20 protein-coding genes, 1 tRNA gene and 1 pseudogene are annotated in these 22,075 nt (G+C 59.6%); 13 read left to right on the forward strand and 9 right to left on the reverse strand.

Going from position 1 to position 22,075, the window contains the following annotated elements:
* Positions 1–167 precede the first annotated feature (167 nt).
* A complete protein-coding gene (locus NO357_RS06890; RefSeq protein WP_306734900.1) occupies positions 168–590 on the reverse strand; it encodes a hypothetical protein in 423 nt (140 codons plus the stop codon).
* Between NO357_RS06890 and NO357_RS06895 the strand changes: the two genes are divergently transcribed.
* Entirely contained in the window at positions 589–2,220 is a 1,632-nt protein-coding gene (locus NO357_RS06895) for a DUF4139 domain-containing protein (RefSeq protein ID WP_306734901.1), read from the forward strand. The two genes, NO357_RS06890 and NO357_RS06895, sit on opposite strands and share 2 nt — an antisense overlap.
* Positions 2,221–2,245: 25 nt before the next feature.
* Here NO357_RS06895 and NO357_RS06900 read toward each other — a convergent pair whose 3' ends face one another.
* The 4 genes from NO357_RS06900 to NO357_RS06915 all read right to left on the reverse strand — a co-directional run bounded on the left by NO357_RS06900 (position 2,246) and on the right by NO357_RS06915 (position 5,083).
* Positions 2,246–3,301: an SH3 domain-containing protein gene (locus NO357_RS06900; RefSeq protein ID WP_306734902.1), complete on the reverse strand. Its 1,056-nt coding sequence runs from the start codon at positions 3,299–3,301 to the stop codon at positions 2,246–2,248.
* A gap of 96 nt (positions 3,302–3,397) precedes the next feature.
* Positions 3,398–3,655, reverse strand: coding sequence for a transcriptional regulator (locus NO357_RS06905; RefSeq protein WP_306734903.1), 258 nt, complete (start codon positions 3,653–3,655; stop codon positions 3,398–3,400).
* Positions 3,656–3,817: 162 nt separating this feature from the next.
* Positions 3,818–4,360 carry an SRPBCC family protein gene (locus NO357_RS06910; RefSeq protein WP_306734904.1) on the reverse strand — a complete coding sequence of 181 codons (543 nt, stop codon included), beginning with the start codon at positions 4,358–4,360 and terminating at the stop codon, positions 3,818–3,820.
* A gap of 75 nt (positions 4,361–4,435) precedes the next feature.
* The gene (locus tag NO357_RS06915; RefSeq protein WP_306734905.1) at positions 4,436–5,083 is read right to left on the reverse strand and encodes a carbonic anhydrase; all 648 of its coding nucleotides are present in this window, start codon (positions 5,081–5,083) and stop codon (positions 4,436–4,438) included.
* 159 nt (positions 5,084–5,242) lie between these two features.
* On the opposite strand from NO357_RS06915, the gene NO357_RS06920 reads away from it, so the two are divergent.
* From NO357_RS06920 to NO357_RS06950, 7 genes are all read left to right on the forward strand, one after another.
* The gene (locus NO357_RS06920; RefSeq protein ID WP_306734906.1) at positions 5,243–5,623 is read left to right on the forward strand and encodes a hypothetical protein; all 381 of its coding nucleotides are present in this window, start codon (positions 5,243–5,245) and stop codon (positions 5,621–5,623) included.
* 86 nt (positions 5,624–5,709) lie between these two features.
* Positions 5,710–7,095 (forward strand): leucyl aminopeptidase family protein, encoded by a 1,386-nt coding sequence (locus NO357_RS06925; protein WP_306734907.1) that lies wholly within the window; start codon positions 5,710–5,712, stop codon positions 7,093–7,095.
* On the forward strand, positions 7,095–7,961 hold the full coding sequence (locus NO357_RS06930; protein ID WP_306734908.1) for a C40 family peptidase: 867 nt from the start codon (positions 7,095–7,097) through the stop codon (positions 7,959–7,961). The genes NO357_RS06925 and NO357_RS06930 overlap by 1 nt, the downstream gene beginning before the upstream one ends.
* A 597-nt stretch (positions 7,962–8,558) precedes the next feature.
* Positions 8,559–10,604: an NADH:flavin oxidoreductase gene (locus NO357_RS06935; RefSeq protein ID WP_306734909.1), complete on the forward strand. Its 2,046-nt coding sequence runs from the start codon at positions 8,559–8,561 to the stop codon at positions 10,602–10,604.
* The gene (locus NO357_RS06940) at positions 10,604–11,380 is read left to right on the forward strand and encodes an NAD(P)-binding domain-containing protein (RefSeq protein WP_306734910.1); all 777 of its coding nucleotides are present in this window, start codon (positions 10,604–10,606) and stop codon (positions 11,378–11,380) included. Before NO357_RS06935 ends, NO357_RS06940 begins: the two co-directional genes overlap by 1 nt.
* A complete protein-coding gene (locus tag NO357_RS06945) occupies positions 11,377–11,727 on the forward strand; it encodes an antibiotic biosynthesis monooxygenase family protein (protein WP_306734911.1) in 351 nt (116 codons plus the stop codon). The genes NO357_RS06940 and NO357_RS06945 overlap by 4 nt, the downstream gene beginning before the upstream one ends.
* Positions 11,728–11,801: 74 nt before the next feature.
* Positions 11,802–11,878, forward strand: a tRNA-Pro gene (locus NO357_RS06950).
* 68 nt (positions 11,879–11,946) lie between these two features.
* Here the strand turns inward: NO357_RS06950 and NO357_RS06955 are convergent.
* Positions 11,947–12,159: a hypothetical protein gene (locus tag NO357_RS06955; RefSeq protein ID WP_306734912.1), complete on the reverse strand. Its 213-nt coding sequence runs from the start codon at positions 12,157–12,159 to the stop codon at positions 11,947–11,949.
* A gap of 622 nt (positions 12,160–12,781) precedes the next feature.
* Here NO357_RS06955 and NO357_RS06960 point away from each other — a divergent pair.
* From NO357_RS06960 to NO357_RS06980, 5 genes and pseudogenes are all read left to right on the forward strand, one after another.
* Positions 12,782–12,946 (forward strand): annotated as a pseudogene (locus NO357_RS06960) (IS6 family transposase); the annotation flags it as partial.
* 438 nt (positions 12,947–13,384) lie between these two features.
* Positions 13,385–15,379: an asparagine synthase (glutamine-hydrolyzing) gene (asnB, locus tag NO357_RS06965; protein WP_306734913.1), complete on the forward strand. Its 1,995-nt coding sequence runs from the start codon at positions 13,385–13,387 to the stop codon at positions 15,377–15,379.
* Positions 15,372–16,385, forward strand: a complete 1,014-nt coding sequence (gene nadE, locus NO357_RS06970; RefSeq protein WP_306734914.1) for an NAD(+) synthase — start codon at positions 15,372–15,374, stop codon at positions 16,383–16,385. Before asnB ends, nadE begins: the two co-directional genes overlap by 8 nt.
* Positions 16,386–16,538: 153 nt before the next feature.
* On the forward strand, positions 16,539–16,814 hold the full coding sequence (locus NO357_RS06975) for an acyl carrier protein (RefSeq protein ID WP_306734915.1): 276 nt from the start codon (positions 16,539–16,541) through the stop codon (positions 16,812–16,814).
* Between the two features lie 234 nt (positions 16,815–17,048).
* On the forward strand, positions 17,049–18,566 hold the full coding sequence (locus tag NO357_RS06980) for a class I adenylate-forming enzyme family protein (RefSeq protein WP_306734916.1): 1,518 nt from the start codon (positions 17,049–17,051) through the stop codon (positions 18,564–18,566).
* A 306-nt stretch (positions 18,567–18,872) separates the two neighbouring features.
* On the opposite strand, the gene NO357_RS06985 is transcribed toward NO357_RS06980, so the two are convergent.
* The 3 genes from NO357_RS06985 to NO357_RS06995 all read right to left on the reverse strand — a co-directional run bounded on the left by NO357_RS06985 (position 18,873) and on the right by NO357_RS06995 (position 22,043).
* Positions 18,873–19,538 (reverse strand): CatB-related O-acetyltransferase, encoded by a 666-nt coding sequence (locus NO357_RS06985; RefSeq protein WP_306734917.1) that lies wholly within the window; start codon positions 19,536–19,538, stop codon positions 18,873–18,875.
* A gap of 652 nt (positions 19,539–20,190) precedes the next feature.
* Positions 20,191–21,432, reverse strand: a complete 1,242-nt coding sequence (locus NO357_RS06990; protein ID WP_306734918.1) for a Coenzyme F420 hydrogenase/dehydrogenase, beta subunit C-terminal domain — start codon at positions 21,430–21,432, stop codon at positions 20,191–20,193.
* Between the two features lie 410 nt (positions 21,433–21,842).
* Entirely contained in the window at positions 21,843–22,043 is a 201-nt protein-coding gene (locus NO357_RS06995) for a hypothetical protein (RefSeq protein WP_306734919.1), read from the reverse strand.
* Positions 22,044–22,075: the final 32 nt, after the last annotated feature.

Raw genomic sequence — 22,075 nt, forward strand, 5'->3', positions numbered from 1 at the left:
ATCAGGTGGGAGCCGTCTTCGGCCCCTGCCTTTTTCTTTTCGACATGCGGCGAACGCGGATGGCCAGAGAAAGGCCGCCGATTCGAAACATTCGCCGGGAAGAGCCAAGGCTGTGATCATGGGCCTTGCAGATCCGCCGCCCGGACGAATGGGCGTACGGGGTCAGCTCACCGCCGGCCGAGCGCAGCTGTTCGCGATTCTGCCGCGGCCGATCCTGAAGATGGTCGCGTTGGAAGCATGGGCCAGGCGAAGGGCGCGACGAACTGTTCGTCTACCCTGTCTGGCAGGTTCGCTGCCGCATGCCGGCGGATTTCACGTGCAACGAAGTTACGCAGGTTCTGGCCGACTGCCGCGTTCCGGTGGCGGACGATGGTGACGATCGCGCGTGACCTCCCGGGATGCATCTTGAACCGGCAGCTTTCCATCATGCCCGGAGGTTGGTCGATCCTGGAACAGGAAACCTTCACGATTCCGCCCGGCGAGCCGATTTTCGCCAAGGTTTGGCGCATTCGAAACGTCATACCGATGCCCCCTTTCCATTGTTCCGGCGATGGGATTTGATTGGATCTGTCGAAAAGGAGATATCGCATGCGTGCCCTGCCCCTTGTCCTGGTGTTTTTTCCGTCCGTCGTTCTGGCTGACGAGATCGCACTGACCAGTACCGTTTCCGAGGTCACGCTCTATCCCGATGGCGCCAGGATCGTGCGCTCGGTTCCCTTCGCGGCACCGGCGGGCGATCACGTGTTGCGCCTGCTGGACGTGCCGGCCGGAGCGGTGATGGAGACGCTCAGGGTTAAGGTCGATGGCGCAACCATGGGAGCGGTCACGGTACGCGAAAGCTATGTGCCGCCCCGTGGCGACACCGAAAGCGATGCGCTGAAGGCGGCGCGCGAAGAAGTCGAGCGCCTGGAGGACGCGGTGCGCGCCAAGGCGGACGAGGCCGAGGCGCTGCGGCTGGCGAAAGAAGCTGCGGACACGCGCATCACCTTCCTGGGTCAGCTGGGTGAAGGCGAGGCGCTGACCGGGGCGACCGCCGACCAGCTGCGCGAGGTCGCCCGCATGATCGGCGAGGAGACGCTGGCGGCCCGCCAGGCCCAGATCGCGGCGGAAGCCCAGGCGCGGGCGGTGGACCGTGACATCCGGGATCTGAAGGACGACCTGGCCGATGCCGAGGCGGCGCTTGAGGCGTTGGTACCCGAAACCGAAGAACGCAATCTGGTTGAGGTTCGGATAACGGCGGCGGCGGCGACCGACGGTCGCCTGACCCTGATCTACAATGACTGGGAGGCGGGCTGGATGCCGGTCTATGACGTGCATCTCGATCAGGCCGGCGGCACCCGCTCGCTGCGGATCGAACGCAAGGCGCTGATCGGGCAAAGCACAGGTGAAAACTGGCAGGGTGTGAAGCTCGGCCTGTCCACCAGCCGGCCCGGCGGCCAGTCCGAGCCGGGCGTACTGTGGCCCAGGAAGCTGGAGATCGGCGATCCCGAACCGCCGCGGCCGGTGCTGATGCGCAAGTCGAGCGACATGGCGGGCGCGGCAATGCCCGAGGCGATGGTCATGGCCGAGCCGTCGATCGTCGAGGAGGCGGTAACGCGGATCGGCGAATTCAACGTGGTCTATGACTATCCGACGCCGGTCGATCTGGCCAACGAGGCCGATGACGTGCGGATCACGCTGGGCACGGTGGAGATATCGCCTGACCTGCAGGCCCTGGCGGTGCCGCGGCGCGACCAGACGGCCTTCCTGACGGCGGCATTCGTCAACGAGAGTGGCGAAATGATCCTGCCCAGCGACGAGGCGCAGTTTTTCCTCGACGGTGAATTTGTCGGCCGGCGGGGGATGGCGCATATCGCGGCAGGGGCGGAAGCACGGTTGTCCTTCGGGCCGATCGACGGGCTCAGGCTCAAGCGCGTGGTCGACCGAAACGAGGGAGATCGGGGCGTGTTGACGCGGTCGAACGAAATCACCGAACAGGCGCAGATCGAGGTCGAAAATCTGACCGGGCGGACGTGGCCGATGCGAGTGCTCGACCAGGTGCCCTATTCCGAGCAGGAGGATCTGGTGATCACCTGGACCGCGCGCCCCAGGCCGTCAGAAGTGGATGTGGAAGACGGCAAGGGTATCCTGGCCTGGGAATTCGAGATCGGCGCCGGCGAGACCCGCACGATCGATCTGAACCACCGAATCGAATGGCCCGAGGGTAAGGTGCTGCGGTGACCTGCAGCACCGGCCCGGCGGCAGATCAGTCGATGCCGATGATGATGTTGTAACTGACGGTCGTGCCGCCGCGGTTGAATACCTCAATGGCGTGATCGCCCGATTGCCAGAGCTGGCCGCGATACTCCTGCGCCGGATCCATCGCTCCGAGGAGGAAGCTGCGGTCGGGGTTGAAGATCTGGTAGCTGAGCCCGGGCCCCTGAGGCGCGACCCGAACGTAAAGGGCTTGATTGGCCGCGGCACCGATCAGGTAACGGCGCGATTCGCCAGGGGCCAGCGCGCCGGTCATCTCGCTGCCGGTGGTACCGGCGGCAAAGCGGACGCGGACGTCGGACGATGCGCCGGACTGGCCGGCGCCGTGATGCGTGGGCTGGACGGGCGCGGCGCTGGCCCGGTCGCTGCCTTCGATGAGGAAGTCGCCGGCAACCCAGCCTTCGTAGCCGGGATCGGCCAATGTTGCGACGCGACACCAGCGGCGGCCTTCGGCCATGCGGCAGCCGAGATTGCGCAGGTTGGTGCCGTTGCCGATCTTGGTGACCGCGCCCGCTTCGGAGGAGGGGCCGGTGCGCATGTTCAGGCCGCCGCCCGAGGTGTTGACGCGCCAATAGTCCGGCCCGCCCTGAAGCCCGTCGGCGTAGTCGGATTGCACCGTGGCGCCAGTGGCACCGGTGATCGAGATGTCGAGGGCGTAGTCCGACACCTCGTTCCGGCGCGCGGCGACCCGCATCATGTAGACCGAGACGGTATAGTCGCCCGAACCCGGCAAGATGCCGTCAAAGCGGTTCAGGACCAGTGTCATCGAGCTGTTGGCGATGGCCTGATCGCCGGGGCCGCTGCCGGGGCCGTAGACGTTGAAATAGGTCTGGGTATTGCTTGGATTCAGAGTGATCGAGAGGCGCTGCCCGGCCTCGGCGCCGAGCTTGTAGGAGACCGACTCATAACCGGTGATCCGGTCGCGGATCGTGGTCCCGGACGCGCCTGCGGCGAAGTTCACCGTCTCGGTGCGGATATCTTGGGCGGAGGCAAGGGTCGCGGGAAAAAGCAGGCATAGTGACGCGACGAGACGGACAGTATGTTTCATGACATGACACTCCCTTTTCTTGGGTCAGTGTGACCCAACCCGGTTGAAGCCCGCAAGGTTTCGGCGAGTCATTCCGCCAGACGGTGCACGCCGCAGTCAGAACCGCTCGCCGCGCAGCACCTCGCAATCGGTGATGCTGACCACGCCGATATGGCGTTCGACCACCTTGAAGGCGGCGTTGAGCCATTCCGGGCGGATGATACAGACGGTCTGCAGCATGCCTTCGGCGCGTCTGACCTGCCCCGAGCGCGACCACTCGCCCGACCGGCCCGAGCCGCCATAGACCTGCAGGATCGTGTAGCCTGTGACCCCGGCGCCCTGCAGCGCCGCGGCCAGGCCCAGGGCGAAGCACAAAACGAAGAGCCAGGCGAGATTGTCCGCCGCCAGCTAAAGCTTTTCGGTCATGATCGAGCGTCGCCGTTGCGCGTGTTGCCTACTCTTCAGGAAGGCCGGAACGGGAGAAAACCAGCTGACGGGAAAAACCGGACGATTTCGATCCGGAGCGTGGCGGTTTCGCTAGTTTGCCTCGGCCATCCGTTTAAGGTCGGCCAGGCCGCGTTCGAAATCCGTGCCCACCCAGCGGTCCATCATCAGGCCCAGCCAGCGACGCAGCGGGTTCATGCCCAGATCGGTGGTGAAGTGCCAGGTGATCAGGGTGCCGGTTCCGGCGGGTTCGAGGGTATAATCGGCCTGCGCGCCGCCCATCTGTCCGAAATCGAGGTCCGTGGTGACCCGCTTGCCAGCCACGCTCTCGGTAATGATCTGGGTGCCCGAACCGACCTTGGGATGATCCGACCGCCAGTCGAGCCGGTTGCCGATGCCGTTGTCTGGGCCGGACCAGGCCAGGCGCACATCCGGATCGAGCGCCAACCAGGGTGACCATTTCGCGGCTTCCCGGAGGGAGTTGACCAGGGGAAACACCTCGTCGGGCGTGGCATTGATGGTGATCGCGCGGCTGACATCGACCTGGCGCGGCAGCAAATAGGCCAGCGCCACGGCGGCGGCGATCAGCAACAGGATCAACCCGACCAGACGTCTGAAAAACCGCTTGATGCGCATGGTGCCCCTCCACGGACCGCAACCGTCATCTTGGAAGCTAGCATGGGAGAGGCCGGTGCCGGAAAGGCTGGCTGCTCAGATCGGCTGAAACCCGCCCGTTTCGGGAAGGAAATGTTCGACGCCGCCTTCGCCGATATCGTTCCACAGACCGTGAAGCGACAGCCGGCCTTTCTCGACTTCTTCGGCGACGAACGGGAAGGTCATCAGGTTCTCAAGGCTGACGATCACCGCCTGCTTTTCCAACGCATCGCGCTGGCTTTCCGATGGAAGCTCTTTCACCCGGTCGTAGCCGGGGCGCAGGATGTCCATCCAGCGGCCGACGAAGCTCGACGTTTCTTCGAGTTCCGGGGCGTGGCCGGAACACATGTCGAGGCAGCCCTGCACGCCGCCGCAGTTGGAGTGACCCAGCACAAGGATATGCGCGACCTTGAGCGCAGTGACGGCATATTCTACCGCCGCCGAGGTGCCGTGCTGCAGCCCGTCGGGCTTGTAGGGCGGCACCAGGTTGGCGATGTTGCGGTGAATGAAGAATTCGCCTTGATCGGCGCCGAAAATCGAGGTGACGTGAACGCGGCTGTCGCAGCAGGAAATGACCATCGCCCGGGGGCGCTGGCCCTCGTCGGCCAGGCGATGATACCAGGCCTGGTTGTCCTTGTAGGTGGTGGCCTTCCAGCCGTGATAGCGCTGGACCAGGTAGGAGGGCAGGGGCTTGGCGTGTTGCATACTGTCTCCGTCAGCGTGACGCGTGTTTTTCCCGGCTGAATAGCCACTATTCACTGAGAATTCGAGAGAAAACACCCTGTGTGCCTAACCTTTTGGGAAGATAATTCGGCGAAGGATGGGCACCGTGCCGTGGGGGCGCAGATGTGAAGGGGTGAGAACGTGGCTGAAGTGACCATTCTGGCTCAGGATGAGGCGGTTCGGCTGGACGCGGAAAAACTGGAAGCGCTCTATCGCCAGCTGGGCGATGTCAGTGCCGAAGATATCGTCTGCCGGGCGATGGAGGAACTGGCCGTCAAGCTAGCGCAAGTCGAGCGCCACTACCGCGAAGGCCGCGCCGGGGAAATGCGCAAGACCGCCCGCATGATCGTGGCGATCGCCGAGCAGATCGGCATGCAGATGCTGGCGCGGGTGGCGGGCGACGCGGTCCGATGTCTCGATCATCGCGACGAGATTGCGCTGGCGGCCGTTCTGGCGCGGCTGATCCGCACCGGAGAGCGGTCGCTGACCGAAGTCTGGGAGCTACAGGATCTGTCGATCTGACCGGCACTGCGCCGGCGCGCGCATGGGGTTGCAGGCGGCGCGGATCGGGATAGGCTGGGTTTCGACGGTTGCAAACGGAGACCCCCATGCCGATGACCTTCGCCGCCAACGATGCGGCCGCTTTGCCTCTCACCCTGCTCGACTCCGAAGCGCTTGAAAGCTGGCTTGAGGATCAGCCCGAACGCGTGGCCCGGTGGGTCCGCGGGTCGGGGTTCGAGGCCAAACTGGGCCAGGCGCTGGTCATTCCCGGTGAGAACGGTGCGCCGGTGGCGGCGCTGGCAGGCTATGGCGATGCCAAGGCGCGGGCGCGGGGCCGGTTCCACCTCGCCGGCGCTGCCGGCAAACTGCCCGAAGGCGTTTTCCGGCTGGAAGGCGACCTTGACGGCGCGGCACTGGAGCAGGAGGCGCTGGGCTGGCTTCTGGGAGAATACACCTTTGACCGCTACGCCAAGGCCAACGGGAACAAGGCGCAGCTTGTGGCCCCCGCGGGTGTCGATGCAGCGCGGCTCGAGGCGATCGCGGCGGGGGAAAAACTGACCCGTGACCTGATCAATACACCGGCGAGCGACATGGGGCCGGTGGCGCTCGAAGCGGCCTGCGTCGATCTGGCGGGACAGTTCGGGGCAGAGATCAACGCGATCCGGGGCGAAGGGCTTCTGGAGCAGAATTTCCCTATGATTCATGCGGTTGGGCGGGCCAGTGCGCAGGCGCCCCGGCTCATCGACATGACCTGGGGCGCGGCGGGTCCGAAGCTGACGCTGGTGGGTAAGGGGGTGTGTTTCGACACCGGCGGGTTGAACCTGAAGCCTGGATCGTCGATGGGATTGATGAAGAAGGACATGGGCGGTGCAGCCACGGTGATGGGGCTGGCGCGAATGATCATGGCGTTGAAGCTGCCGCTGCAACTGCGCGTGCTGATCCCGGCGGTGGAAAACGCGGTAAGCGGTGACAGTTTCCGGCCCGGGGATATCCTGACCAGCCGCAAGGGGCTGACGGTTGAGATCAACAACACCGACGCCGAGGGACGGCTGGTGCTGGCTGACGCGCTGGCGCTGGGGGCTGAAGCGGAGCCGGACCTGATGATCTCGATGGCGACGCTGACCGGTGCTGCGCGGGTGGCAGTGGGACCTGACCTGTCGCCTTATTTCAGCGATGATGCCGGGGTGGTTTCGGCGCTGGAAGACGGCGCCGCTCGGGTGGCCGACCCTGTCTGGCGGATGCCGTTCTGGACCCCTTACGAGAAGATGATCGAGCCGGGGATCGCTGATCTCGACAACGCGCCGAAGGGCGGGTTTGCCGGGTCGATCACGGCGGCCTTGTTTCTGCGGCGGTTCGCCGGGGAAACGACGCGGTACACCCATTTCGACATTTTCGGCTGGAACCCCACGGCGGCGCCGGGGCGGCCCAAGGGCGGGGTCGGTATGGGGGCGCGGGCGGTACTCGAGGCGCTGCCCGGGATGCTGGGCCTGTGATGGATCGGCGGCGGACTCCGGCCAACGCGCGCGTGGCCGACGTGTCGCTGAAAGGGCAGGTCAAGGCCGAGCGGTTTGTCGACGGCGTTGCAATGCAGATTGGCGAAACCCGGGCTCCAATTCTCGCGGCTCCGAATGGGCCGCGCGAACGGGAACTGATCACCGGCGAGATTTTCACCGTTCTCGAAGAACATGAAGGAATGGCTTTCGGTTTTGCGGATAGGGACGGGTATTGTGGCTATGTCGCAGGCCATTTCCTGCATCCCCGCCGGGATGTCACACATCGCGTCGTCGCGGTGCGGAGTTATCGCAAGGAAAACCCTGGACTTAAGGACACAAGCCGCGCCGTCGACCTCGTCTTCGGATCTTTGGTGCGGGTCGTCGATGCACGCGACGGGTGGTCGGAGATCGAGATTGATCTTTCCGGTCACGGCAAGCCGTTTCACCAGTATGTGCCCACCGTCCATCTTGCTCCGGTGGGCGATCTGTTTTCTGACCCGGTGAGTGTGGCGGAGCTGTTTCTTGGTACGCCCTATCTCTGGGGTGGTAACTCCGCCCTAGGAATCGACTGTTCCGGGTTGGTGCAGGCGGGGTGCCTGGCTTGTGGCATTGCCTGTCCGGGCGACAGCGACATGCAGGAGGCGGAGCTGGGCGCGCCGCTGTCCACGACCGCCCCTCTGCACCGGGGAGACCTGTTGTTCTGGACGGGGCACGTGGCCTGGGTGGTCGACCCGGAGACCATCCTGCATGCCAATGCGCACCACATGGCGGTGGCTTACGAGGGGCTGGAGGAGGCAATCGCGCGGATTGAGGCGCAGGGGGATGGGCCGGTTACGGCACGGAAAAGATTGCAGGAACTGGGATGAGCGAACGGTTTTTCGCGGCTCAGGCGGAGGTGTTCTGCCAGGACGGTTGTGCGACGGGTCGACGATGATCCGGGCGCAGGCCCCGGTTGGCGGCATCAGGCCGTTCGAGGTAACGACCTGAGCGACGCTCGCTGAATTTCGCCGGGTGCAAAGTGGTGCGGAACTGGGCGGTCTGACCGAGAGCGTCGCTGTTCGAATCGCCGGGTCGAGCGGCGTTCCCGGGCGCGTCGATCATGTTGCAGCCGCCGCGCCCGGGCAAGATCGACGGTGCAAAGATTAACGCCCCCGCACGATGAAAACCGGCTGTCTGGCAACCTGGCTGGCAGGCTGTCTGGCCCCCTGTCTGGCGTACGGTGGGGCAAGGATTTGGCAAGGGGCGAGGTTAACGCGGCGTGCGCCCCCCGGCACGCCGCCCACCCGCCCGCCCCGTCGTGCCGGGGGGCGCGGCGCGCGGGTTCGTCCGATATCGTTTGTGGCGCGCGGCGGATGCCTCCGGCGGGGATATTTTCGGAAAGAGGAAGGGACGGGTCCGGGAAAGAGGCTGGACGCCACGACATTGTGTGACAGGATGGCAGTGGACCGGAAGGGAGAAAGCTCATGTCGCAAGATCCGTTGTTGCAGCCCTACAGGCTGAAGCATCTGACTCTCAGGAACCGGATCATGACGACGGCGCATGAGCCCGCCTATGCCGAGGATGGCCTGCCGACGGAGCGCTACATCGCCTATCACGAGGCGCGCGCCAGGGCAGGGGTGGCGATGGCGATGACCGCCGGGTCGGCCAGTGTCAGCCGCGACAGCCCGCCGGCGTTCAATAACCTTCTGGTCTGGAAGGACGAGGTGGTGCCCTGGGTGCAGCGCCTGACCGACGCGTTGCACGCGCATGGCTGCGCGGCGATGATCCAGCTGACCCACCTGGGCCGGCGCACCGGCTGGAACAAGGGGGACTGGTTGCCGTCACTGGCGCCGGGGCCGCACAAGGAGCCGGCGCACCGGGCCTTTCCCAAGGTGATGGAGGACTGGGACATCGCCCGGGTGATCAGCGATTTCGCCGATGCCGCCGAGCGGATGCAGGCCGGCGGCATGGACGGGATCGAACTGGAGGCCTACGGTCATCTGCTGGAACAGTTCTGGAGCCCGCTGACCAACCGGATCGAAGGCGCGTACGGGCTGGGCAGCATCGAAAGCCGGATCCGGTTTTCGATGGAGGTGGTCGAGGCGATCCGCAAGCGGGTGGGGCCGGACTTCCTGGTCGGGCTGCGCTACACGGCGGATGAGACCGTGGCGGGGGGCACCACGGCGGAGGAAGGGCTGGAGATCGCGCGGCGCTTCCGCGACAGCGGCATGGTCGATTTCCTCAATGTCATTCGCGGACGGATTCATTCCGACCCGGCGCTGACCCAGGTGATCCCGCTGCAGGGGATGAAAAGTGCGCCGCACCTGGATTTCGCCGGCCGGGTGCGGGCCGAGATCGGCCTGCCCACCTTCCATGCCGCGCGGATCCCGGACGTGGCCACGGCGCGGCACGCGGTCAGCGCCGGGCTTCTCGACATGGTGGGGATGACGCGGGCGCATATGGCCGATCCGCTGATCGTCGAGAAAGTCATGGCCGGGCGCGAGGACGATATCCGGCCCTGCGTCGGGGCGACCTATTGCCTCGACCGGATCTACGAGGCCGGCGGGGCGCTGTGTATCCACAACCCCGCCACCGGGCGCGAGCTGGAGATGCCGCATGTGGTCGGGCCGGCGCCTGAGCCGAAACGCATTGTGGTCGTGGGGGCCGGGCCCGGGGGCCTGGAGGCGGCGCGGGTGGCGGCGGAGCGCGGCCATGAGGTGACGGTCTTCGAGGCGCAGCCGGACCCCGGCGGGCAGGTGCGGCTTCTGGCGCGGGACGCGCGTCGGCGCGAGATGATCGGGATCATCGACTGGCGCATGACGCAATGCGCGGCGCGCGACGTCGCGTTCCGGTTCAACAGCTGGGCCGAGGCCGAGGATGTGACCGCGCTCGACCCGGACGTGGTGATCGTGGCCACCGGCGGCCTGCCCAACCGGGTGCTGCTGGAGCAGCGCCGGGAGCAGGAGCTGGCGGTCACCGCCTGGGACCTGATCGCGGGCGACGTGGCGCCGGGCCGGGACGTGCTGATCTATGACGAGAGCGGTGATCATCCGGGGCTGATGGCGGCCCAGGTGGCGGCGGCGGCCGGGGCGCGGGTGGAGGTGATGGGGCCGGACCGTGGCGTTGCACCCGAGGTCATGGGAATGAACCTGTCGCCTTACCTGGCGGAGTTGCAGCAGCAGGAGGTGACGTTCACGGTGGCGCGCCGGCTTTTCGGCGTGCGGCGTGACGGCAACCGGCTGATCGCGCGGATCGGGACGGACTATTCCGATCACGTCAGCGAGCGGGAGGTCGACCAGGTGGTGGTGAACTATGGCACCTTGCCGATGGATGCGCTGTATTTCGACCTGAAACCGCTGAGCCGGAACCTGGGCGCGGTCGATTACGAGGCGCTGATTGCGGGGCGGCCACAGGCAGTTGACCGCAACCCCGAGGGCGCGTTCATGCTCTACCGGATCGGCGACGCGGTCAGCGCCCGCAATATCCACGCCGCGATCTATGATGCGCTGCGACTGGTGAAGGACATCTGATGAAGATCGGGTTTATCGGCACCGGCACGATTGCGGCGGCTGTGATCGAAGGCATCGTCGCGGACGGGCACGCGATTTGGGTGTCCGAGCGGTCGCAGGATGTCTCGGCCCGGCTGGCGGCGCGGTTCGACAACCTGCGAGCGGCTGGGAATCAGGGTGTGGTGGACGCGGCCGAGGTGATTTGTCTCGGCCTGATGGCGGATGCCGCTGCCGAGGTTCTGGGGGCGCTGAATTTCCGCGCCGACCAGGTGGTGTTTTCCTTTATGGCGGGGGTGTCGCTGGCTGACGTTCAGGCGATGGTGGCGCCGGCGCGGGCCGAGGCGATCGTCATCCCCTTCCCGGCGATTGCGCGGGGTGGCTCGCCGGTGCTGTGCTGTCCGCGCTCGGACCTGGCCGAGGCGGTGTTCGGGGCCGGCAACCAGGTGATCGCGCTGACCTCGGAGGATGACCTGGCGGCCTATATGGCGGTGCAGGCGCTGCTGTCGCCGGTGGTGAAGCTGCTGGCCGAAGGGGCGGCCTGGGCCGCTGAGCGGACGGGCGACGCGGCCGGCGCCGAGCGGTTCCTGCGGCTTCTGGTTGGCGGCGGGCTGCTGGCGGAGCCGATCGATCAGGACGGCGTGCTTGCGGCAATGCTCGATGCGCTGAACACCCCGGGCGGGTTGAACGCGGAACTGCGCGAACATCTGGGAGCGGCCGGGACGTACGACGCGCTGCGAGCCGGGCTTGACCGGCTGGAGGCGCGGACGAAGGGTGACGAAACGGGAGAGACGACATGATTGCGGTGATTTTCGAAGTCTGGCCGGCCGAGGGCCGCAAGGCGGAGTATCTGGACATTGCCGCCTCGCTCAGGACCGAGCTGGAGGGCCATGACGGGTTCATTTCGGTCGAGCGGTTCGAGAGCCTGACAAGCCCCGGCAAGCTGTTGTCGTTATCGTTCTGGCGCGACGACGAGAGCCTGGCGGCCTGGCGCAACATAAGCGCGCATCGCGGGGCGCAAAGCGCCGGGCGCGGCGGCGTGTTCCGCGACTATCGCCTTCGGGTGGCGCGGGTTCTGCGCGATTACGGCATGACGGACCGCGCCGAGGCGCCGGCCGACAGTCGCACGGCGCATGACGCGGGGTGAGAGAAAAGCGCGCCGCCGCGGCACGCGGACCCTTGCCAAAGCGGCGCGCATTCTGTAAGCGGCATCGGCACGGTCGGAGTGTAGCTCAGCCTGGTAGAGCACTGTCTTCGGGAGGCAGGGGCCGGAGGTTCGAATCCTCTCACTCCGACCATTAAAACAAGGCCCCTGACGGGGCCTTTTTTGTTTTTTGACGATCTCGCCGCAACGATATTCGCAACGTTACAATGGCTGTTTTGTACGGCGGGCATCGGCCCACTGCTTTTTCAGCGTGTCGATCAGGCCCGAGGCGATCAATTGCCGGGACTTGGCGGACATCTGGGTCAAAGGGTTGCAGTCGTAGGGGCAGTCCGGGTCGGCGAGGTTCCAGATCAGCGCCGTCTCCGGGCAAGACCCCGCGATCTGCTCTGCCGGATCGCCATAGGGATCGAGCAAGCAGAAGCCGTGGCCCTACCCGAGATCCTTTCGCATCATGTGGTTTAGCAGCGTTGACTTGCCGGTGCCGGTCTCGCCGAGGAAGTAGATGTGCTGAATCTTCGTGGTCTTCGGCGTGGGCAATAGGCGCAGACGTTAAAAGGCAATGACCTCTGCTCCTGCATTAAGCATGAGCGACATTTGTCTTGTCCAGTGAAGGGGAACATCCAGAAAGAATTATGTAATGAAATCAGGACAATGGCTGGTGGCGTCAGCCGGGCGAAACAGTCAGGTATTTAACTTAGAAAGGAACCAGCGGAACTCTCGGAATTTGGGTACCGGCGGCTCGTAAATTTGAAGTATCGGGCCAGACCCGCCGTTGACGACCTGATTGATCGCCGCAGCGCTGCTTCACCAGAGCGGACCTTTGAGGCACGCTGCAGCAATTCGGAAAAGAGAATGACGGCAGAGTGGGACTTACCGCGCATTGGAACACAGTTATTCCGCGTTCTGGACGCGCTCGGCCGTAGAGGTCTGTGGTCCGGATTTTTTCTGATCTTCAATCTTTGGCGGTTCAGATGAGCCAGAAAATCTCCGTTCCGAAAACCCCTCAACCAGTCCCAAAGGCGCTGATCCCGGACGCTCGCACCTTCCATTCCGACGACGAGCGCGCGCGATGCAGCGCTTCCGCGGCATGCGAAGTCTTCAGAAATTCGTCGCCGCCCACTCTTTCGTCTTAAACCACTTCAACCAGGATCGTAGCCTCGTCCCACGGGATCACTTCAAGCGGAACCGAACCGCCGCCTAGGCCAAGCGGCGCGGTTTCTGTGCGGCATAAGGGACAGATCTATCGCCCCGGCAGAGATGAGTTCGAATTCGTCTGACAGCACCCTCTTAATCGTCTTACTCCTCGTTCGGAGAAAAGGCTAACCTCAAGTCTAGGACATTTCAGGGGAGCAGGTCACCCTGTGACCCGTCTCAAGCCAAGGCATTCCGACATGACACTATCCGCGAAAGAAACGAGTCAGTGGTAAGACCGGTCACGGAAGAGCACTTTTCCTGAAATGAAGACGATAGCAAGCGGCAGCCTGAATTGTTCAAAAAATGGCCACAAAGGCACACGTGAACTGGAGCTTGAACGTTTTTTTTGGGGGGTGCCCTCGATGAAAGCTCAGAAACCGCTTTGAAGCCAAGCCACTTCCAAATTAGCATGTTGCGATGGGGAATTTACGGTTAACAAACTGACGTGTGTGGGATCTGCGGTATATTTGTTAGTCATCCTGGCGCGCAGCTGCCAGACCACGCGATAACTGACATGCTGGGCATGATACAACATCGTGGTCCAGATGCGTCCGGTGTCTATCGCGACGACCAGATCACCCTTGGACATGCACGTCTGTCAGTGATCGACCTTGAGACAGGCGATCAACCCATTTCCTGCAGCCGGGCACGGTATTGGATCTCCTATAATGGCGAAGTCTACAACTATCTGGAACTCAGAGATGAGTTGATTGCCCTTGGCCACACGTTTCACACGAAAAGTGATACCGAAGTGGTTGTGAATGCGTTCTCCGAATGGGGCCCTCGCTGCTTTCAGAAGTTCAACGGCCAATGGGCCGCTGCGATTTGGGACTCTTGGGAAAACCGATTGGTACTTAGCCGCGATCCAATAGGGATTTGTCCGCTCTTCTACGTCCAGAACAACGGCAATCTCCTTTTCGCATCGGAAGTTAAGGCGATCTTCGCCAACGCCAATGTGTCACGCGCACTTTCGAAGACAGGTTTGTGTCAAGTGTTCACATTGTGGGGGTCTTACGCCCCTCAGACCGTGTACTCCGAAGTCCATGAAGTGCCTCCGGGTCATTGCGTCTTGATCAGTTCAGATACTATCAGGAAGGAAGCATACTGGAGATTAGAGTTCGGCGTTAGTGAACCCGGTGACCGGCGGTTGGAGTTTGGTCCGGCGATGGAAGAACTCGAAGCCCAGTTGACCCGAGCAACTCAGCTGCGCTTTACACGTGCGGATGTTCCAGTCGGCGCTTATCTCTCCGGTGGTATCGATTCAGCGATTACCGCTAGTCTGGTGAAGCAGCTATCATGCGCGCCCGTCGACACGTATTCGCTGCGGTTTTCCGATCCAGAGTTTGACGAAGGAGAGTACCAGAGCTTAGTGTCAAGCGACCTTGGAACAACCCACCATGAAATTGCGGTTTCGGCCGAGGATATTGCCAAAACTTTTCCAGAGGCTGTGTTCCACGCGGAACGCCCAATTCTTCGCACCGCGCCAGTGCCTATGTACCTGTTGTCGAGGGAGGTTCGAAACAACGACAAAAAGGTGGTGGTTACCGGAGAGGGAGCTGATGAGATGCTGGGGGGATACGACCTGTTCCGCGAAGCAAAAGTACGAAGGTTCATTGCTCGAAACCCGACCTCGAAGGTTCGCAAGCATCTGGTTGAAAAACTCTACCCTTGGATGGAACGAAACCCTGCCAACATACCCGCGTTCGGGCAGTCATTCTTCTCCAAGAACATCGATCTTGCAGACCCGGGATTCTCGCACAGACCGCGATGGGATACCAGCCGCGCCATCACGCAGTTCTTGCACGATCCAGACACCAGTCCTGAGAAGTGCGTGCTGGACGACCTTCCACACAATTTTGAAACCTGGCACCCTCTTGAGATGGCACAGTGGATCGAGATCAAGACCTTGCTAAACGGGTACCTTTTGTCTGCGCAGGGAGATCGCATGCTGATGGGAAACGGTGTCGAAGGGAGATTTCCGTTTCTAGATATCAATGTCATTGAGTTTGCCTGCAAAATGAACCCTGCCTACAAACTGTGGGGCCTAAGAGAGAAGCATATTCTGAAAAGGGCCTTTTCTGGCAGGATTCCTACGCGAGTCATTTCAAGACCTAAACAACCCTATCGGGCGCCCGAAGCAAATGTGTTTTTTTCACCTTCTGCCCAGGACTGGATCGACTACCTGAGCCGAGATGTACTTGATACGATTGAACTGATCGACTCTCGGAAAGTGAAAAAGCTATTTGAAAAAGGCGAAAAGTTCAGCTCAAAAAAGATGAGCAATACTGACAACATGAGGATTGTGGCAATGTTATCCTTGGCACTTATCCAAGAACAATTTGTCCTTGGCAGAGGTCTGCGCCCCAAGCCTGTCAAAGTTACTCGTCACATTGACAGACGAAGTGAACGACGTGAGACAAAGGGTGATGAATATGTTTAGTGATAAGGGAATGCTGGACTTCAAGGAAAAAATCACTTCCGCCATATCCTTGGACTGTGAGGCAGAAGCAGACCGCATCGCTACGTTCTTGAAGGAAACAGTTGGCAAACGGTTGAAACGGCACGGTGTCGTTGTCGGTGTTAGTGGCGGAATAGATTCAAGCGTGACCTTGGGATTGTGTGTACGGGCCTTTGGTGCTCAGCGAGTTGTGGGCCTGTTGATGCCGGAACGGGACTCGTCGGAAGACACTCTGAAACTGAGCAGAGCGGTAGCAGACCATTTCGGCGTCCGAACCATCCACGAGGACATCACGGCCGCGCTGGAGGGGTTCAGAACGTATGACTTGCAGGAAGACGCTGTGAAGCGCGTAATTTCCGAGTTCGATAAAGGTTGGAAATTCAAAGTTGTCTTACCTAGTGTGATTGAAAAGGAAAGCCTTCGAGTCTTTTTCATCGTGGCCCAGTCTGCTGAAGGCAAAATAGTTAGAAAACGCCTACCAAAGGAGGAATATCTCCAGATCGTTGCTGCAACAAACTTCAAACAGCGAACACGAAAGTGCTTTGAATACTATCACGCTGATAGGCTTCACTATGCGGTTGTAGGCACGCCAAATCGTCTGGAGTTCGATCAAGGGTTTTTTGTCAAACTTGGAGATGGCAGTGCCGATATCAAGCCCATTGCTCATTTGTACAAAACGCAAGTCTATTCCTTGGCTTCGTATTTGGAAGTACCAGATGAAATCTTGAACAGGGCACCCACAACGGACACATATTCGATGCCCCAAGAGCAGGATGAATTCTACTTTTCGTTGACGTATGATAAAATGGACATTTGCCTTTTAGGTCTGAACAATAACTTTCCGAAGGATGAGGTCGCCAACACCGCCGGTTTGACAATCGAGCAGCTTGAACGTGTATACAAAGATATCATACAGAAACGGCGCGCAACACAGTACCTTCACAGTTCAAGTCTTACTATTGAACCTATTCTGGAAGGCCAAAACTGATGGTGCGGTCGAATTGTACCGAGATGACGGTAGGGGAAGTAGTTCTTTCCCGGTACATCGCGACGGACGTGGGGAATCGCGGGAAAACCAAAAACTTACTTAAGAAACAAGCATGAAGCTGAACAAAAGAACACCACTGGGAAGAGGTTCACAATGAGAAATGAAGTACGGGAATTTATCATCGAAAATTTCCTTTTTGGCGACGAAGCTGAAATGGTGGATGATAATGACTCACTGATGGAGACCGGCATTATTGACTCGACGGGTGTGCTAGAAGTCATCATGTTTTTAGAAGAAGAGTACACGATTTCTATCGAGGACGATGAATTGCTGCCCGAGAATTTGGATTCTGTGCCGGCTATCGTTCGATTTGTTGGCCAAAAACTGTCCACGCCCAAGGCGCAAACCGGATTACTGGCCGTGGAGTAGTGTCATCTAGAAAGGCTCCAAGCGCTGGCAATACGAACCGGGCAGACCTCGCTGTGCGCGTGTTTCGTGGCGCAGGTGTCAGCTAAGGCGCTTTTCGTATCGAATAAACAATAGGAAACGCAGTCCTATGCTAAACAGAGATTTGGCAGTCGGGCCTGCACGGCAATCGCATCCAATGTACTCCAAGACATGCGTTGGGAAGGTCGAATGAATACTAACAGAACTCAACGGTTAATGCATGAAGGCCTGCTTCGTTCCGCGGACAAATTCCCCGAAAAAACTGCAATACTTGCAGAGGGCCAGCCATACCCTTACGCGCAGCTGAAGCGGGATGTCCTGAACATTGCCGAATACCTCATGCTTAAAGGCATCCAACGGGGGAGTCGTTGCGTAATTTACATGGACAACACCTACGAATGCGTCGCAAGCGTTTATGCAGTCCTAGCCATTGGAGGAGTCTTTGTTCTAGTCAACCCGCAGACAAAAAGGGATAAACTTCATTATATACTGAATGATTGCAACGCATCGGCTCTTCTTGCGAGCAGCCATCTGTACCAGAATTTTAAAAATGCGGCAGACGAAGTTCCGCCATTACAGGTCGTCGTATCGTCTGGCGACGACGTGCCGGATCCCCGCGTCCGTCCATTCTCTGAGCTTCTTAAACCGACCGAACCAGATTTGGATTTGCCCCAAATCATACCTAACGACCTTGCCGCATTGATTTATACCTCGGGCAGTACCGGACGGCCAAAAGGCGTGATGCATACACACTCAACAATGCTTTTCGCTTTGGGCAGCTTGATTGAGTACCTCCGATTGAGGGAAACTGACAGGATGCTTGTTGTACTCCCCCTATCGTTTGACTATGGGCTTTATCATCTATTCATGTGCGTGCAACTCGGAGCAACGTTGGTTCTAGAGCGATCGTTTGCTTTTCCATCTGCTATTTACAATCGAATCCGGGAGGCGAAAGTTTCGGTTTTTCCTGGCGTCCCGTCCTTGTTCTCGTTGCTGTTGTCTTCACACAAGCGGCAGCGCTTAGAGTTTCCCAGTGTGACTCGCGTAACGAACACCGCAGCAGCACTTCCGCATCAGTTCGTATCTGAACTAAAGGAAATCTTTCCAAATGCACTAATCTATAAGATGTATGGTCAAACCGAGTGCAAACGAGTTTGTTTTCTTGAGCCTGAATTGGTCGATGAGAAACCAAATTCGGTGGGCAAAGCCATACCCGGAACAGAAGTTTTCATTGCGGATGAGCAAGGCAAAAGGCTTGGTCCAGGGCATTCGGGAACACTCTATGTAAGAGGACCACACATAATGTTGGGATATTGGAATCTTCCAGAAGAAACAGAAAAAGTTCTATTGAAGGGCGACCTGCCAGGAGAGCGTGTGCTCTGCACTCAGGATTTGTTTAAAATGGATGATGAAGGGTTTCTGTATTTTCATGGCCGAAATGATGATATCATAAAATCTGGAGGTGAGAAAGTAAGCCCGACAGAGATAGAAAACGTTCTGCTTTCGATTGACGGAATCAAGGAGGCAGCCGTTGTTGGTGTAGATGATGAAGTCCTTGGAGAAGCCACTAAATGTTTCCTAGTTCTGGAATGTGATGCCGAAATTTCGGCTCTTCAAGTTAAAAAGGCTTGCGCAGAGAAACTAGAAAATTTCATGGTCCCGAAACATGTGGAGTTCGTCGAAGAGCTTGAAAAAACCGTAACCGGAAAAATTTCGAAGAAAAACCTGAAATAGACCATAATCGTGCTGCCATAGCAACTACAAATTTCCCGATTGATGTATTTGCGCTGCGCCTTACGCCGTCAATTAACTGAGCCGGGTGGCCGATCCGATTTTCTCCGAAATGGTCTCGAGTGCTGAGGCTTTGGCACAGTTCGAAGTTGAAAAAGACGCAAGCTCGCCGGAACACCAAACACTGAAGGATCGACCACAATACGGATCTGCGACACACATCTCTTGCCCACGTCAAACTAAGCTCCACTATTTTGACCCGCCCTGTTGAAGCTGGTCTCTCAATTCAGATCACCTAGGTCAGGCTGATTATTGCTTCGAAATCTTGAATTCTTCAATTTGGTCGGCAAGCTCTTCGATATCCTTTTCCCACCATTTTGACTGCAAGAGCTCGGCTATTCTTTCTTCCGAGAAGCGATATCGAACAATACGCCCCGGATTGCCCAGCACCACAGCATAGGGCGGCACATTCTTGTTAAGGACCGCACCGGCACCAATTACAGCGCCGTGTCCGATTTCGGTGCAGCTGGACAGGATATTCACGTTTTGACCGATCCAAACGTCACTCCCGATACTGAGTTCCGAGTCCGGAAGATATTGTCCTGTGATATACCCCAAGTTCGGATTAAAGAAAAATGCGTGAGACGATATTGTTTGAATTGGGTGATTCCTGTGCGCTTGTGCCGACGCACCAATCGAACAATACCTACCTACGTGGGTTCCCGGAGGAAAATTACCCGGAGTGCAACAGCCCCCGTGGGAATACAGTCCTACTTCAATACCATGGACGTCCTTAAGCATTTTCCTAAGCGACAATGAGTAAAACTGGTAGTGTTTTCCTAAAACATACCAAAGTAGTTTGAGCACGAGCTTCTTTAGGTTGAAAAAATTTTGGCGATACAGCAAATACAGGAGTTGGCCGGTGATCCCTTTATCACGGCGAAAACTGAAGTCGACTTTCTTTCGATTGCTCACACTCAAACCCGCCTTCTGATCTAGGGTTCCTCTGCACCTGTTTGATGATGGCAACTTTTCCGTTGGTTTCTTAGAGTTTATTTTCGTCGTTCGATCAGTTATTGGCCCGCCGTGTCGACTGGTCCTCCGGCTTTTGCTTAGTCCAATTCCCGATGGAATCAACCCGAAACTTCGGTTTCTAAGTGCGGCTACTTCACCAGTCCAGGTTTATTTCTCTAGCATACCTTTAGCTCGCGCGATAAGCACGGTTGCGCCAATTCATCTCCTAGGGCTAGTGTTTGGTAGCTCTGCGGAAATATGAGATAATGTGGGAAATCTTGTGAACTGAGGCGGTCGTGTGCGATGGACCAAGGGTCGTGGTGCCGGTGCGGACGGACTTAGTATCGAATCAGTCTTGAGAAGACTCTGTGATTTGACAGCTCTCCTCCTCTTCCAGGCAACGCGTTCAGATCAGTGATCATCGTTGATGCGTTCGATCATCGAACTATTGTCGGGAAACGCGTTCAGCTCGCTTATGCGTCTGGTGCGCAATCTGCTCATTGCCAAGCTAACAAAGTGTGACTATCGCACGAGCATCTTCTTTGCTGACCGGCTGAAAAGGGAGAAATGGGTTCGATGGCAATTGATGCTGGCTGCAGCCGCCGGCTTCTCTTCAATCGGCGTAATCAGCCTTAACCGCCTGATCGCCTTGACCCGCGCGGACACGTGTTAACGTGCCCGCGAAATTGCGCGCTAAAGTGTCCGGGTCGAGGCCGGCGGAGCAGGCATTCAGTCCGAGCCCACGGAAATTGGGTTCGGGCAGGCCAGCAATCCGTGCAGCGGCTAGCCGGGCGGCCAGGGCCCGCCGGAGGTCTACGTGGTGGGGCTGGGTGTCGGACAACAGCTCAATATCAGACTCCTCGAGCCGGATCTTGCCGGCTTCTTCGCACTCGGCCAGCAACTGCTCGCCGACCTCGGTATGGGCGATCAGCATGTTCCAGCCCTCGCTCTCGCCCGTCGGCCAGCCGCCCGGCCAGGCGTCGCCAGTGGCGATGTCCGCCTGCAACCCCACTGCATCCGGACATATCTTGCAGCGAAACTGCGTGGTCCATTGATGATCGACCCAGAATTCACGATAGGGGCCTTCAAACTCACGACCATCCGCTGTTCGTGCGTAAGTCGGCCCCGGGCAACCGTGGCCCCGCCAGCGAAACTCCGCGATATCCTCCCGCGCCAGGCCGCGCCGGGCGAGGAAATCGTCCGAGGCTTTCAGGCTCGGGACCGTTCCGCAAAACAGTGCGATGGTGCACACGATCAACTCGCGTGCCCGACTGTCCTCGGCCTGCAAGTTTCGGATTGCGGCGATGTCGCAGGGTTTCATCGCGACGGCAATCGGTTCGCCTTCGGCCAAAATATCGGGCAGTGTTTCGAGCGTGGCGCAGGTGGCATAGCGCGACCCTGAGCTTGCGAGCACGGAACCCGCATCGCGGCTCACAACCGGCCGAGAGTGAAGCGCGTCTTTCGGATCGGCTTGCACCTGCAGGACTTTGCTGACCAGGCCGCTGTCGATCAGAAACTGGCTGAGCGCCGTCATGATGCCGCCGGCGGCAGCCCTGAACCGGATATCAGGATCCGCCGCATAGCCGCGCGCGATCCTTCGTACCTGCCCCCAGACCGGATCGACCTTGTCGATTTGTTTTCCGAATGGCCCGTGAACATTGATGCCGGGACAAAGCCGCAGGATCGCGGCTTCTTGGTCAACGGGAATAGAGTTGGCTGCGCGCGGGCGCAGATGGCCATTCTCAGACTCTGCCATGGTGATAGCGGCTCCGGGCGCCAATGCCTTGCAGAGACCGCATCCGATACAGAACCCATTGTCGATGATGTCGTCTAGAGTTTCGAAATTGCGCGACATGGGGGCGCTCTCTTTACTGGAGGTCGAGGTTCAGGCGGGGCTCGCCTGATCAGGCTCATCTCCACCTTGGATCATTTCAAGCGAAATCGTACCGCCGCTCTGTTGCGGGCGCGTCCGTCTCCCACCGTAAAGCCGACAGAGCCACCACTTAGGCATTTGAACGGAAAGTCGGGGCCGAGCCCTGGGCGACCATCGAGCATAACCGCTCGTTAAAAGGTCTTAGGGGACTGGTTTCTGGAAAACTCCACAAGAGAGCGATTGATCAAAGACTAGGTGTCGAAGCCGCCCTGTGCGACCCACGCCGGGTTGCGCTGTCGCGACCGACCTGACCTCTGGATCTTTGACGTTAAGTCAAAAGAAACCGGGCCAATGACGCCCGGTTTCTCTCCATCCTGGTTAATCTTCTTGGATCAGGTGCCGCTTGCCGCAACAGCCGTGATCACGGCAAACGTGGTGATAACAAGGACCCCACCCAGGCCCATTCCTCCCAAACCTCCCGCCATCTGAGTCGAGATGAACGGGTCGGGCTTGGTTGTTGTGATGTCTTCAGCGACCGCCGGTCCGGCGACGAAGCAGGCCGCAATGACAGCGGCGCAAGCAGTTTTCTTCATTTCAGGGTCCTTTCACATTCGATCGAAAGCCA

This window comes from Marimonas arenosa (assembly GCF_030848945.1).
GTDB classification, from domain to species: Bacteria; Pseudomonadota; Alphaproteobacteria; order Rhodobacterales; family Rhodobacteraceae; genus Marimonas; species Marimonas arenosa.

Coding starts and splice junctions, on each gene's coding strand:
- NO357_RS06940 (WP_306734910.1), top strand. CDS start 10,604: ATGAAGATCGGGTTTATCGGCACCGGCACGATTGCGGCGGCTGTGATC.
- nadE (WP_306734914.1), top strand. CDS start 15,372: ATGTTTAGTGATAAGGGAATGCTGGACTTCAAGGAAAAAATCACTTCC.
- NO357_RS06890 (WP_306734900.1), bottom strand. CDS start 590: ATGCGATATCTCCTTTTCGACAGATCCAATCAAATCCCATCGCCGGAA.
- NO357_RS06900 (WP_306734902.1), bottom strand. CDS start 3,301: ATGAAACATACTGTCCGTCTCGTCGCGTCACTATGCCTGCTTTTTCCC.
- NO357_RS06975 (WP_306734915.1), top strand. CDS start 16,539: ATGAGAAATGAAGTACGGGAATTTATCATCGAAAATTTCCTTTTTGGC.
- NO357_RS06925 (WP_306734907.1), top strand. CDS start 5,710: ATGCCGATGACCTTCGCCGCCAACGATGCGGCCGCTTTGCCTCTCACC.
- NO357_RS06995 (WP_306734919.1), bottom strand. CDS start 22,043: ATGAAGAAAACTGCTTGCGCCGCTGTCATTGCGGCCTGCTTCGTCGCC.
- NO357_RS06895 (WP_306734901.1), top strand. CDS start 589: ATGCGTGCCCTGCCCCTTGTCCTGGTGTTTTTTCCGTCCGTCGTTCTG.
- NO357_RS06935 (WP_306734909.1), top strand. CDS start 8,559: ATGTCGCAAGATCCGTTGTTGCAGCCCTACAGGCTGAAGCATCTGACT.
- NO357_RS06990 (WP_306734918.1), bottom strand. CDS start 21,432: ATGTCGCGCAATTTCGAAACTCTAGACGACATCATCGACAATGGGTTC.
- NO357_RS06930 (WP_306734908.1), top strand. CDS start 7,095: ATGGATCGGCGGCGGACTCCGGCCAACGCGCGCGTGGCCGACGTGTCG.
- NO357_RS06945 (WP_306734911.1), top strand. CDS start 11,377: ATGATTGCGGTGATTTTCGAAGTCTGGCCGGCCGAGGGCCGCAAGGCG.
- NO357_RS06980 (WP_306734916.1), top strand. CDS start 17,049: ATGCATGAAGGCCTGCTTCGTTCCGCGGACAAATTCCCCGAAAAAACT.
- NO357_RS06915 (WP_306734905.1), bottom strand. CDS start 5,083: ATGCAACACGCCAAGCCCCTGCCCTCCTACCTGGTCCAGCGCTATCAC.
- NO357_RS06910 (WP_306734904.1), bottom strand. CDS start 4,360: ATGCGCATCAAGCGGTTTTTCAGACGTCTGGTCGGGTTGATCCTGTTG.